This window comes from Actinopolymorpha singaporensis (assembly GCF_900104745.1).
GTDB lineage: Bacteria > Actinomycetota > Actinomycetes > Propionibacteriales > Actinopolymorphaceae > Actinopolymorpha > Actinopolymorpha singaporensis.
Genome location: NZ_LT629732.1, coordinates 4,621,465 through 4,633,936 on the forward strand (window position 1 = coordinate 4,621,465; position 12,472 = coordinate 4,633,936).

The following is a 12,472-nucleotide window of genomic DNA, read 5'->3' on the forward strand; positions in this document are numbered from 1 at the left end:
GTGCGCTGTCCCCGATGTGACATGGACCTCAGTAGCTTTTCTTCGAGGGCCACGCACGCGAGGATCGGGTTCGAACGTGAACACGAATCCGGCGCGCCGTGGCAGTCGGGCGACTGTAGGAGGGACGATGACGGACACCGCCGAGGTCGTCTCGTGCGACTCGGTGCACGGCCACATCGGGCGCATCTGCTTCAAGACCGGGCCGCCCACCACCGTCGGCACCGAAATCGAATGGCTCGTCGTCTCCCCGGACCACCCCCGCGAGCTCGTCCCTCTCGACCTGCTCCGCACCACGCTCGACCAGGCCGGGCCACCGCCCGGCGGCAGCACCGTCACCTTCGAACCCGGCGGCCAGGTGGAGCTGAGTTCAGCTCCCGCCCCCGGCCTCGGTGCCTGCTGGTCCACTCTGCAGTCCGACATCGACCACGTACGCGCGGCGCTCGCCGCGCTCGACCTCCGGCTGCTGTGGACCGCCATCGACCCCTTCCGCGAACCCCGCCGGCAACTGTCCCATCCGCGCTACGACGCGATGGAGGCCTACTTCGACCGGCGCGGCCCCGAGGGCCGGCTGATGATGTGCTCGACCGCGTCCGTCCAGGTCAACCTGGACGCCGGGGCCGACGCCGACGACATCGCCAGGCGATGGCGGATCCTGCACGCGATCGGCCCGGCGATGGTGGCCACGTTCGCCAACTCCCCCTGGTTCGCCGGCCGGCAGACCGGCTGGAAGTCCGCGCGTCAGGCGGTCTGGCAGCGGCTGGATCCCCGGCGCACCCGATCGCCGCACGGGCACGACCCGGTGGCCGCCTGGGCCGACTACGCGCTGGACGCGCCGTTGATGATGCGCCGCGACGGCGACCGGTGGCACAGCGATCCGGGGTTGACGTTCCGGCAGTGGCTGCACCTGCGCCCCGACGACGAGCACGCCGGGAACGGCCGGGCGGACCATGCGGCGAACGGCGCGGCGAACGGCCGGGCCGACGGCCGGGCTGCTCGCCGGGCCGACGCTCGGGCGGACGGTGGGGCGGACGGCTCGCCGACCGCGCACGACCTCGCCTATCACCTGACGACGCTGTTCCCGCCGGTCCGGCCGCGCGGGTGGTTCGAGATCCGCTACCTCGACGTGGTGCCGGCGGCGTACTGGCCGGTCCCGATGGCCGTGCTGACCGCACTGGTGGACGATCCACGGGCCGGTGAGCGCGCCCTGGCCGCCACCGCACCGGTCGCCGGCGCGTGGTGGAACGCCGCCCGCGACGGCCTGGACCACCGCGGGCTGGCTCACGCCGCGCGGTGTTGCTTCGAGGCGGCGCTGGAGGCCCTGCACCGGCAGGGCGCCGAGCGCGCGCTGGTCAACCTCGTGGACGACTACCGCATCCGCTACGTCGACCGCGCACGATGTCCGGCCGACGACGGCGCCGACCCGCTCACGTCCGATTCCGACCGGGAGGAGTCCCGATGAGCCAGTACGCAGACCTGCGCCCGTCCGCCCGCACTGCCGCCCTGCTCGCCGACGGCGACCACGTTGCCGCCGACGAGTTCAAGTCGCTGGTGGCCGGGGAGCTGGAACGCGCCCGCGACCGCAGCTTCGGCCTCACCACCAACGTCCTGGAAGAGGCCGACCTGGTGGCCCAGCACTCGCGGCTGATGTCACCGCTGGTCTGGGACCTCGCGCATGTGGGCAACTACGAGGAGCTGTGGCTGCTGCGGGCCGCGGCCGGCATCGATCCCATGCGCCCGGAGATCGACAGCCTCTACGACGCGTTCGAGCACCCCCGGTCCGAGCGGCCGAAGCTGCCGTTGCTCAGCCCGGCCGAGGCCCGCGGCTACATCGACCTGGTACGCCGCAAGGTGCTCGACTCCCTGGAGTCGATCCGCCTCTCCCCCGACAAGCCGCTGCTGGACTCCGGGTTCGTCTACCGCATGGTGATCCAGCACGAGCACCAGCACGACGAGACGATGCTGGCCACCCACCAGTTGCGTCGCGGCGAGCCGGTCTTCCCGGCCGGTGACCAGGCCCCCGCCCCACACGACCACCGGGTGCTCGCACCGGAGGTGCTGGTGGAGGCGGGCGAGTTCGTCATGGGCACCTCCGCCGACCGCTGGGCGCTGGACAACGAACGCCCCGCGCACACGGTGTCGCTGCCGGCGTTCTGGATCGACACCACCCCGGTGTCCAACGCCGCCTACCGCGCGTTCGTCGCCGCCGGCGGCTACGACGACGAACGACTGTGGGATCCGGCGGGCTGGCAGTGGCGGTGTGCCTCGGGCAAACGGGCACCGGCGTACTGGGTCCGCGAAGGGGGCACGTGGCTGCGCCGGCGGTTCGGCCGGCTGGAGCCACTGGTGGACGACGAACCGGTGCAGCACGTGTGCTGGTACGAAGCTGATGCGTACGCCCGCTGGGCCGGGCGCCGCCTGCCCACCGAGGCGGAGTGGGAGAAGGCCGCCTCGTGGGACCCGGCGCACGGTGTCAAGCGGCGCTTTCCCTGGGGCGACGAGCCGGGTGGGCCCGGGCACGCCAACCTCGGCCAGACCCGCTTCCACCCCACTCCTGTGGGATCGTTCCCAGCCGGCGCGTCGCCGGTAGGCGCCCGGCAGATGCTCGGTGACGTCTGGGAGTGGACGTCGACCTCCTTCACCGGCCACCCGGGCTTCTGCGTCTTCCCGTACCGCGAGTACTCCGAGGTGTTCTTCGGCAACGACTACAAGGTGCTGCGCGGCGGGTCCTGGGCCACCGACCCGGTGGTGGTGCGGACGACGTTCCGCAACTGGGACTACCCCATCCGGCGGCAGATCTTCGCCGGGTTCCGCTGCGCCCGCGACGCCTAGGAGGTAGGTCCCCATGTGCCGTCATCTCGGTTACCTCGGCCGGCCGCGCACGCTGCAGGAGCTGGTCCTCGACCCGCCGTACTCGCTCGGTGTGCAGGCGTACGCACCACGCCGGCAGGAACACGGCACCATCAATGTGGACGGTTTCGGCGTCGGCTGGTACACCTCCAGGCGCCCGGAGCCGGTCCGCTACCGGCGGGCCCAGCCCATGTGGGCCGACCAGTCCTTCGCCAGCCTCGCGCCCACCGTGGACGCCGGCTGTGTGGTGGCCGCTGTGAGGTCGGCCACGCCCGGCTACCCGTCGGAGGAGTCCGGAGCGGCGCCGTTCACCCACGGGCACTGGTTGTTCAGCCACAACGGCGCGCTGGGCGACCTGGCGCTGGCCCGCAAGGCGTTGCGGGACGAGGTGGCGTGGGTCCCGGACGCGCTCGCCCCGGTCGACTCGGCGCTGCTGTTCGGCCTGGCGCTGGCCCGCTGGGAGGGCGGCAGCAGCCTCGGCGAGGGACTGGCCCGGGTCACCCGCGAGGTCGCCGAACTGGGCGGTGGCCGGCTCAACCTGCTGGCAGGCGACGGCGACCGCATCGCCGGCACGACGTACGGCGACACGTTGTTCGTGCACGAGTCCGCCGACGGCGTGCGGCTCGCCTCCGAGCCCTGCGACGACGACCCGGCCTGGGCACCCGTCCCACCCCGCTCCCTGGTGGAGGTCGACCGGCATGGTGTCGTGGTCACGTCGCTGTAGTGCGGTCGGAGCAATCCTCTACCAGGCAAAGAACACGCAACCCGGCGAAAGCCCGTCTTGACGAAGGACCGACGATGGAGGCCAGCGTGACCGTTTCCCGTGAAGCACCGGAGATCACCCGCCACCTCACCGCCGCCGACCTCGAGGCGAGCCTTGCCCGCGACGTCGCCGAGGGTCTGGGCCGGATGCCGAAAACCCTGCCGCCGAAGTACTTTTACGACGCGCGCGGAAGCGAGCTGTTCGAGCAGATCACCACGCTCGAGGAGTATTACCCGACTCGTACCGAAGAGTCGATCCTCGCCACCCACGCCGCCGAGATCACCAAGCTGGCCGACGCAGACACCCTGGTGGAGCTGGGATCCGGGTCCTCGACCAAGACCAGGCTGCTGCTGGACGGGATGCGCTCGACCGGGAGGCTGGCCCGCTACGTACCCGTGGACGTCAGCGAGAGCGCCCTGCTCGGCGCGATCGAGTCCCTGCGGGCCGACTACCCCGGGATGGCCATGCACGGCGTCATCGCCGACTTCGAACGCCACCTGGGGCTGCTCCCGCGCGAAGGCACCCGTCTGGTGGCCTTCCTGGGCGGCACCATCGGCAACCTCGCTCCGGCGCAGCGGGCACGCTTCCTCGCCGCTGTCCGGTCCGGGCTCGGCCCGGCCGACCGCCTCCTGCTCGGCACGGGGCTGGTGACGGACCTGACCCGGCTGGTGCGGGCCTACGACGACAACTCCGGGGTGACCGCGGAGTTCAACCGCAACGTGCTCCGCGTCGTCAACGGCTCCTTGCACGCGGACTTCGAGCCGGAGGCGTTCGATCACGTCGCGGTGTGGAACGCCGAGGCGGAGTGGATCGAGATGCGCCTTCGGTCACAGAAGGCGCAGACGGTCCGGATCGCCGACCTCGACCTGACGGTGGAGTTCGCCGAGGGCGAGGAACTGCGCACGGAGATCTCCGCGAAGTTCCGCCGCGAGGTCGTGGAGCGCGAACTCGCCGAGGCCGGCTTCACGCTCGAGGCGTGGTGGACGGACCCACAGGAGGACTTCGCCCTCTCGCTGGCCGCGCCCAGCTGACCGCGGTCTCTGTCGGGCCCAGGCGCGCTCAGGCGAGCTCTCAGGCGGCGCGGTCGTCGTCACCGAGCCACGGGGAGAAGCCGTCGTCGTGCCGCTCCCAGTGGTCGAGCCCCCGGGCGAGCTCGGAGTCGGTCATCAGCACGGCGTCGAAGGCGGCGCGCACCCGCTCGCGGACGTCCTCGATCCCGGTGACCAGGATCCGGGTCTGCCGGTCGCCGGCCTCCCAGCGGCCTACCGTGCCGATGCTGAGCTGCCCGCCGGCGTTGTCCCAGCCGCACACGGCGTGCGGGCGGGTCGGCAGCCAGAACCACCCGCGGCTGCGCTGCCGCCCGCCTGCGAGCTCGCTGATCCGGTCGTGCAGCCGTGCGGGGTGTACCGGCCGCCACGAGGTGAGCTCCAGCGTCCACACGCCGTGGGTGTCGGCGGCGCCGGAGTGAGCGGCCCGGCGGTAGTCGCCCCGCTGGGGACCGCAGCCGCGCGCCGGGCGGTCGAGGGTGCGGGCCAGGTCGAGGTTGTGCAGGTCGGCGCACACCGCGCTGGGCGCGGTGAGATGGCGGAGCACCGCGAACTCGCGGGCGTCGGGCAGCCGGTCGGCGCGGGTGGCCACGACGTCGGCGCACTCGATCTGGTGCGCGAGAGCCTCGCCCACCGCACGCCGGTCGTCCTCGGTCAGGGCGATACCACGCTCGGCCAGCAGGTCGTCGCCGAACAGGTCGTCGACCAGCCGGGTGAGGTCGACGACGGTCAGGACCCCGGCGAACGTCACGAGATCGGCAACCTGGCTTCCGCCGACAACGCCCCCGCGCAGGGCATCGCGCACCAAACCGGGCTCGGCGGTAACCGGCAGGGACACCACGAGGCGGTCCCAGCGTCCGCTGCGCGCGAGCCGCACCACGGTGGGTACGACGTCCTCGCGCAGGGCGCAGCTGAGGCAGGCGTGGTCGAGCGGGACACCGGTGTCCTCCACCACGCCTCCGACGTCGTACACGAGGCGGTGGAGCAGGTCGTCGTGTCCGGTGCGGGCCAGGTCGTGCTGCACGACGACGCCGCGGGGAAAGTCCCAGAGCACCGCCGAGGCTGCGGTCTGCCGGAGCACACCGTCCATCGAGGCGACGACGTTGACCGGCAGTCGTTCGGTCATGAGCACCTCCTGCCCCGGCTCGCGTACTCGCTGCGGGAAAAGTGTCGGACGGCAATGGGTTCAGTTTCCAGCGACCTTCACTGCCATGCAAGGCACGACGGCACACCGACCGCGGCAACAGCCTGGACGCGAGGCGGACAGCCATGATCGCGGCAGGGGTGGCGTTGTGGGCGGGTGCCGGCGCAGGCGGGCGGGCCGGTCCGCCCGGGCGTCCCGGTCCGGCCGGCCGCGGCAGCCGGCGCGAGCATGCCCACGCCCACGGCCGCGGACGTGAACCTCAGGCTGACGTTCGGCGGGCGCGGGACGGTGCTGTGGATGCTGGTCTCGTTCCTCGTCACGTTCCTGGTGACCCGCATGATGACCCGGCTGATCCGGTCCGGGCACGGGCCGTTCCGGGACACCCAGCTCGGCGGAGTCCACGTGCACCACGCGGTGTACGGGATCTTCCTGATGATCGGAGCCGCCACCGCGGAGTTCGCGTACCGGCCGAACCCGCCCGCCCAGCAGGTGGTGGCGGTGATCTTCGCCGCCGGCGCCGCGCTCACGTTGGACGAGTTCGCGCTGTGGCTCTACCTGGAGGACGTGTACTGGAGCCGAGAGGGCCGCCGGTCGGTGGACGCCGTGCTGGTGGCCGCCACGATCGGGATCCTGCTCTTGCTCGGCGCCGGCCCGCTGGACACCACCGGCGCCACCGGGTCCGCCGCCGCGGCCGCGACGATCGCGGTGAACCTCGCCTTCTCCCTCGTCGCCATCGCGAAGGGGAAGCTGAGCACCGGCCTGATCGGGGTGTTCGTACCGTTGGTCGCGATGATCGGGGCGTTGCGGCTGGCCAAGCCCAACTCCCCTGGGCGCACCGGCTGTACGCGCAGACCTCGCGGCGGCGCGCCCGGTCCTGGGCGCGGTATCCCGCCGACCGGCGGACGTGGTGGGACAACGTCAAGGACCTGATCGGCGGTCCGCCCTCCCCCCTCGGCAAGCGAGGGTTGACAGGCTCACTCCCGGCGCGAAGTATCCCGTGCACCCGGACATGAACAGGTCCTGCACCTTCTGGAACCGCATGTTCGGTGCGTCCTCACCACGGAAGGAAGGTGACGCACCTGAGCGCCGGCCACGAGGCGATCTGGCACGGGCGTCGCGCCGACCGGGCGTGGCGAGGTGAGCACACTCCGGTCGCGACGACCGTGGTTTGATCAGGCCATGACCGTGACTCCTCCGCCGCCGGACAGCGGCCCGACGCCGGCGGCGCGTGCGGACCGCGCGGCTGCGCAGGCACGTGCGTTCGACCTGATCGGCGCGCACTACGACGAGGTGTTCCCGCACAAGGAGGGACAACGCGCCGCCGGTGAATGGCTGGCAGCCCGGCTCCCACCCGGCGCGCGGGTGCTCGACGTGGGCTGCGGCACCGGGCGCCCCACGGCCCGGCAGCTGACCGATGCGGGGCTTCTGGTGACCGGAATCGACATCTCCGAACGCATGCTGGAGCTCGCACGGAAGGCGGTGCCGGAAGCGACCTTCCGGCAGGCCGACGTCACCGACCTGGACTCCTCCTGGGGGCCGTACTCCGGCGTGGTGGCCTTCTTCTCGCTGCTGATGCTTCCACGTGCCCAGGTGGAGACGACGCTGCGGCTGCTGCACACGATCCTCGAACCCGGTGGCCATCTCGCGCTGGCCATGGTCGAGGCGGACCTCGACGACGTGGAACTGTCGTTCCTCGGCACTCCTGTACGCCTCACCGGCTACCCACGAGCGCACCTGCGCGCGGTGGTGGAGGACGCCGGGTTCGAGGTGCTGGAGGTGCGTGACCACACGTACGCGCCGGCGAGCACGGAAGCCGAACCGGAGACGCAGCTGTTCGTGTACGCCCGCCGTTGACGGTCAGGCGCTGGTCAGCCGGTCCACCAGCACGCGCGGATCGGTCTCGACGACCAGGGCGTCACGGTAGGCGGGCCGGAGGAATCGCTCGGCCGTCATGTGGTCGAGGAAGGTGAGCATCGGCTGGTAGTAGCCCGCGACGTCCAGCAGGCCGATCGGCTTGTGGTGCAGCCCGAGCTGGGACCACGTCCACATCTCGAACAGCTCGTCCAGCGTCCCGGCGCCGCCGGGCAGCGCCACGAACGCGTCGGACAGGTCGGCCATCCGGGCCTTGCGCTCGTGCATCGTGTCGACGACTTCCAGTCTGGACAGACCGTCGTGCGACACCTCGCGGTCGACCAGATGACCGGGGATCACGCCGATCACCTCACCGCCCGCGGCCAGCGCGGCATCGGCCGCGATCCCCATCAGGCCGATGTTTCCCCCACCGTAGACCAGGCCGATTCCCTTGTGGGCAAGGAGAACAGCCAGGTCGGCGGCCGCCCGGCCATAGATCTCGTCGCGGCCCGGTGAGGAGCCGCAGAACACACACATGCGCATGTGCCCTCACGTTAGCGCCTCGCCGCGGTCCCCTGGGGTGTGTCGCGAAGTGGCACACCCTAGCGGTGGACGCGGACGGCCTGCAGCAACTCCTGCGCGAGTTCGGCGGAGGACGCGGGGTTCTGGCCGGTGTAGAGGTTGCGGTCCACGACCGTGTGGGGGATGAACGGCGGCGCGCCCACGAATCGCGCGCCCTCCTTGACCAGGCGGTCCTGCAGCAGCCACGGCGCCTTCTCCGCCAACCCGACCTTGGCCTCCTCGGCATCGGTGAAGCTGGTGAGGCGGTAGCCCGCGAACGGCCAACTGCCGTCCGGCCTGCGTGCCGCCAGCAGGGCCGCCGGCGCGTGGCACAGGACACCGAGCGGGGCGCCGCTGTCCAGCACCCTGGTCACCAACCGGCCGGACGCTTCGTGGACGGCGAGATCCTCCATCGGGCCGTGCCCGCCGGGGTAGAAGACCAGGTCGTACGCGTCCGGGTCGACATCCTCCAGCCTTTCCGGATGGCTGAGTTCGCCCTGGATCGTCGCGAGGTAGGCGACCATCGCGTCCGCGCCGTCCTCGCCGCCGTTGGCGTCGGGGGTGAGGCTCGCCCGGTCCACGGTCGGGGCCACCCCGCCTGGGGTGGCGAGGGTGATGTCGATCCCGGCCGCCCGAAACGTCCGGTGCGGTACGACCAGTTCCTCCGCCCAGTAGCCGGTGGGGTGCCGGGTGCCGTCTTTCAACGTCCAGTGGTCAGCGCCGCTGATCACGATGAGTGCTGCCGTCATGGTGTCTCCTCAGCCGTCGCGGTCTACCCCCATCCTGACCCCGGGGGCCGTCCGGAGCACAGCACGGGGGTCGGACCAGCCGCCGGGACACCCCCGACGGCTCAGTCGGCCCCGAGCTTGATCGGCCGGAACAGCGCGGAGTTCTTCTCCCCGCCGATGCCGGACCCCCACTCGATCCAGCCCTCGCGGCCCGCACCGTCGTTGTCGTTGACGAGGAACGACAGACTCAGAAGCCGGTCGTCCGGCCGGATCGGAGCGAGCGCGGACCAGGGCAGCGCCACCTCGTAGGTGGTCTCCTTCCTCGCCTCGTCCCGGGTCACCGCGACGTCCACCCCGGTGACCTCGCCCGGCTGCCCCTCGGCTGCCAGCCAACGCCACATCCGCGGACCGGCGGAGGTCAGCGCCACGCCGTACTCGTCCCAGCGGCTGCTCTCCCCCGGCATCCCGGCAGCGACGCTGAACTGGAACCCGTCACCGGACCAGATGCGTTCTCCCGTCTCCGGCTGGGCCTGGACGTCGTCGTGCACCTTCGCGGAGAGGTAGAGATCGTCGGCGTCCCAGGTCCACCACACCGAGCCGCTCAGGTCGTCCGCACCTCCGTAGCCCGGGATCTGCACGACGCCGTCGCCGGGCAGGTCGATCGGGGCCACGTCACCGAGGTCGTCGAGCGTCCCGTCCACTGTGACCGACTTCTCCACCAGGGTTCGCAGCTGGTCGGCCGGTGGCAAGGTCAGCTTGCCGCTGGTCACGGCGTCGGTGAGGCCGGGTGAGCTGAGCCGAAGCTGCAGCGGGTACGTCTGGCCTCGGGCGAGGTCCCCGAGGGAGAGTTCCGCGGTCCGGGCGGCGTGCGCGGGCACCGGCGAGTCGACGTCCAGCGTTCCGGTCCGTTCGCCGATCGTCCAGGTCAGCCGGCTGACGCCGAGGTCGCGGTCGGCACGGTTGGTGACCCGCACCGAGAGCACGTCCTCGTCGCCTCGCAGGACGTGTGCGGCGTTCACCTGGAACGGATGCACCACCTGGACCCGGGTCTGCAGCCGGGCGACGGGCTGGTCACGCACCACGACCTCACCGGTCAGCACCCGAGGGCCGGACAGGTTCGCCGCCGGCACGCGTACCGGGATCGTGGCCTTCGTACCCGCCGGCACCGACACCGGGACAGACGTGCCCGCGATCTCGAACGTGCCGCGCACCGCCGCCCGCGGGGACTGGGTGGTGTCCACGGTCAGTGTGAGCGGAATCGGGTCGCCGAGCACCGCCTGCCCGTCGTGGTCGGACGTCAGGCCGAACCTGCCCGTCAACGCGACCTTGACATCACCTGCGACGTAGATCGGGTCGCCGGACAGCGACAGCTGCACCCGCCCGGCCTGCGGGTAGTACGTGCGGGTGGCACCCGTCAGGTCGGTCACGGCGACCGGGCGGTCGGTGGTCACCTCGACCACCGACGGTGTGCCCGACCACAGGACGCGGAGCGGCCCGTCCTTGCCTGCGAACAGGTAGCTGGACACGCCGCCGCCGACGTCCTCCGAACGCTCGAACCGCGCGCCGGTGAGTTGCCGGGCCATCGCCGCGTACGACACGTAGCCGGGCTTGGGTGTCCAGCGTCCCGTCGGGTCCGCGGTGTTGTGCAGCAGGCCGAAGTTGTGCTCGTTGTAGGCGGGGTCGAGCCCGTCGTTCATCACGTCGTACCAGAAGTAGCGCTGGACGCCGTGGGCGAACGCGACGACGTGGGCGCGGACCACGTTGGCGGCCTGGGTCTGTTCGCTCACGCCGTTGCCGGCGTCGTGGGTCGGCCAGCCCTGCTCGGTGATCCAGATGGGCTTGGGCTTTCCGCCGTTGTAGCGCCGGATCAGCGCGTCGAGGTCCTCCAGGCTCCTGGCGGCCTGTTCGGGTTCGGACGGATAGACGTAGGGGTGCACCGACACGACGTCCATGTAGCGCAGGCCACCCAGCTTGAACAGCGCCTCCAGCCAGTCCAGCGGAACACCCGCGGTGACCGCGCCGGCCACCGTCACGTCGGGCGTGCGGGCCTTCACCTGTTCGTAGGTCGCCTTGAGCAGCGGGAAGTACGACTGCGGAAGGCTGTCCGCAGGACCGTCACCGGCGTCACCGAAGCCGATGTTGAACTCGTTGTAGACCTCCAGCCATTTCACCTTGCCGTCGTAGTGGGCGGTGGTCGCCGCGGCGTAACGCGCGAACCCTGCGCGGCCCTCGTCGGTGTAGGGGGTGGCGTTGTTGTCGTAGAAGGGATTGATGTACGCCGCGATCGGCAGCCAGCGCATCCCGGCGTTCTCCACCGCCGACACGAGCGGGTCGTAGCGGCCGAAGTCGTAGCTGCCCTTGGTGGTCTCGATCGAACTCCAGAACGCGTCCTCGCGGAGGTTCTTGGCGCCGGCCTTGGCCATCAGGTCGGCCACCCCGAGGTTCTCCGTACCCGAGAGGTGGGCGGCCATGCCGAACGGTGAGTCCGCCACCGAGCCGACGTCGAACGCCGTCAGCCTGGCCAGCGTCGTGTCGCGAGTGGCCAGGACGGCACCGTCGAGTTCCGCGGTCGCCGTCAACCGGTAGTAGCCCGGCGTGGTGAGCGGGAGGGTCAGGTCGGCGGCGCCGCCGGTCACGTCGGTGCGTCCCTCCCCCACCCGCGTACCGGCAAGGTCGTACGCCGACCAGCGCACCGCGTCGCCCTTGGTGCGCACGGAGATCCGGGCCGGTTGCGTTCCCACGAAGATGTTTCCGGGCTGAGTCTGCTCGAATGCCAGATCAGGCGGAGTGACCGTCATCGTCACGCCGTCGAGGTGGACGGTGCCGGTCACCCTTCCGCCGGTGAGCAGACCCTTGTCGAGGATCAGCGACACCTTGGTGGCCGGGCCGTGCCAGCGGCCGTCGTTCGCCCCGCCGAAGTGGGAGTAGTTCTGCCCACCGTCGAAGCGCGTCGCGGCGAGCTGCTGCCAGGAGCCGTCCGCGGTCAGCTGCAGGCGCTGCTGGTGTGCCTGGCCGGTGCTGTCGAAGACGCGCACGACGATGCCGGACAGGTCGGTGGACCGTGCCCACAAGTGCAGCGCGGTGGCGTCCAGGCCGACCGTACGGGAGATGTCGACGTAGTTGCCGCCGCCCGCGAAGTCACCGGTGAGTACGCCGGACCGGACGCCCTCCTGGTGATCGGTCCCGTCGTAGTCGAAACTCCCCTTCGCGCCGGGGAACTCCGCGCCGAGGCCGAGGTGCCAGCCCTCGTCGGGGGACTCGAAGCCACCGATCACCTGCTCGACGCCGGAAACCGCCGCCGGATCGGCGACGGGTGCGCCCGCCGAGGTCGACGTCCCCGCCGAGGTCGACGTCCCCGCCACCGCCGCCGGGGCCGCGGCGGCGGCCACCACCGCGGCCGCCAGGACCGAGCCGAGGAACCGTCCGGACCAGCGGGTCCGCCACGCCCTCCTGCTTCCGCCCGGCTTCGCGGTTACCCGTGTTCCCCGGGTCCCACCCCGTCCACCCCGTCCACACCATGTCCGACCTTTCC

Annotated in this window: 10 protein-coding genes; 6 read left to right on the plus strand and 4 right to left on the minus strand. The window is 71.5% G+C overall.

Annotated features, from left to right (window positions below; all coding sequences use genetic code 11):
- Positions 1–127 precede the first annotated feature (127 nt).
- The 4 genes from BLU27_RS20820 (at position 128) to egtD (ending at position 4,641) form a co-directional block, all read left to right on the plus strand.
- The gene (locus BLU27_RS20820) at positions 128–1,459 is read left to right on the plus strand and encodes a glutamate-cysteine ligase family protein (protein ID WP_092655337.1); all 1,332 of its coding nucleotides are present in this window, start codon (positions 128–130) and stop codon (positions 1,457–1,459) included.
- Entirely contained in the window at positions 1,456–2,829 is a 1,374-nt protein-coding gene (egtB, locus tag BLU27_RS20825; RefSeq protein ID WP_092655338.1) for an ergothioneine biosynthesis protein EgtB, read from the plus strand. The genes BLU27_RS20820 and egtB overlap by 4 nt, the downstream gene beginning before the upstream one ends.
- A 13-nt stretch (positions 2,830–2,842) precedes the next feature.
- Positions 2,843–3,571 carry an ergothioneine biosynthesis protein EgtC gene (gene egtC, locus BLU27_RS20830; RefSeq protein WP_092655339.1) on the plus strand — a complete coding sequence of 243 codons (729 nt, stop codon included), beginning with the start codon at positions 2,843–2,845 and terminating at the stop codon, positions 3,569–3,571.
- Positions 3,572–3,657: 86 nt separating this feature from the next.
- Entirely contained in the window at positions 3,658–4,641 is a 984-nt protein-coding gene (egtD, locus tag BLU27_RS20835) for an L-histidine N(alpha)-methyltransferase (protein WP_241827538.1), read from the plus strand.
- Between the two features lie 40 nt (positions 4,642–4,681).
- Here egtD and BLU27_RS20840 read toward each other — a convergent pair whose 3' ends face one another.
- The gene (locus BLU27_RS20840; RefSeq protein WP_092655341.1) at positions 4,682–5,782 is read right to left on the minus strand and encodes a CobW family GTP-binding protein; all 1,101 of its coding nucleotides are present in this window, start codon (positions 5,780–5,782) and stop codon (positions 4,682–4,684) included.
- A gap of 246 nt (positions 5,783–6,028) precedes the next feature.
- Between BLU27_RS20840 and BLU27_RS20845 the strand changes: the two genes are divergently transcribed.
- Both BLU27_RS20845 and BLU27_RS20850 read left to right on the plus strand, forming a co-directional pair.
- A complete protein-coding gene (locus BLU27_RS20845; RefSeq protein ID WP_197681507.1) occupies positions 6,029–6,730 on the plus strand; it encodes a hypothetical protein in 702 nt (233 codons plus the stop codon).
- Positions 6,731–6,979: 249 nt separating this feature from the next.
- Entirely contained in the window at positions 6,980–7,654 is a 675-nt protein-coding gene (locus tag BLU27_RS20850) for a class I SAM-dependent methyltransferase (RefSeq protein WP_092655342.1), read from the plus strand.
- Between the two features lie 3 nt (positions 7,655–7,657).
- On the opposite strand, the gene BLU27_RS20855 is transcribed toward BLU27_RS20850, so the two are convergent.
- The 3 genes from BLU27_RS20855 to BLU27_RS20865 form a co-directional block, all read right to left on the minus strand.
- Positions 7,658–8,194, minus strand: coding sequence for an LOG family protein (locus BLU27_RS20855; protein WP_092655343.1), 537 nt, complete (start codon positions 8,192–8,194; stop codon positions 7,658–7,660).
- Between the two features lie 59 nt (positions 8,195–8,253).
- Entirely contained in the window at positions 8,254–8,961 is a 708-nt protein-coding gene (locus BLU27_RS20860) for a type 1 glutamine amidotransferase domain-containing protein (RefSeq protein WP_092655344.1), read from the minus strand.
- A gap of 101 nt (positions 8,962–9,062) precedes the next feature.
- Entirely contained in the window at positions 9,063–12,332 is a 3,270-nt protein-coding gene (locus tag BLU27_RS20865; protein ID WP_241827539.1) for a sugar-binding protein, read from the minus strand.
- Positions 12,333–12,472: the final 140 nt, after the last annotated feature.

Coding starts and splice junctions, on each gene's coding strand:
- BLU27_RS20850 (WP_092655342.1), top strand. CDS start 6,980: ATGACCGTGACTCCTCCGCCGCCGGACAGCGGCCCGACGCCGGCGGCG.
- egtC (WP_092655339.1), top strand. CDS start 2,843: ATGTGCCGTCATCTCGGTTACCTCGGCCGGCCGCGCACGCTGCAGGAG.
- BLU27_RS20840 (WP_092655341.1), bottom strand. CDS start 5,782: ATGACCGAACGACTGCCGGTCAACGTCGTCGCCTCGATGGACGGTGTG.
- BLU27_RS20860 (WP_092655344.1), bottom strand. CDS start 8,961: ATGACGGCAGCACTCATCGTGATCAGCGGCGCTGACCACTGGACGTTG.
- egtB (WP_092655338.1), top strand. CDS start 1,456: ATGAGCCAGTACGCAGACCTGCGCCCGTCCGCCCGCACTGCCGCCCTG.
- BLU27_RS20845 (WP_197681507.1), top strand. CDS start 6,029: ATGCCCACGCCCACGGCCGCGGACGTGAACCTCAGGCTGACGTTCGGC.
- BLU27_RS20855 (WP_092655343.1), bottom strand. CDS start 8,194: ATGCGCATGTGTGTGTTCTGCGGCTCCTCACCGGGCCGCGACGAGATC.
- BLU27_RS20820 (WP_092655337.1), top strand. CDS start 128: ATGACGGACACCGCCGAGGTCGTCTCGTGCGACTCGGTGCACGGCCAC.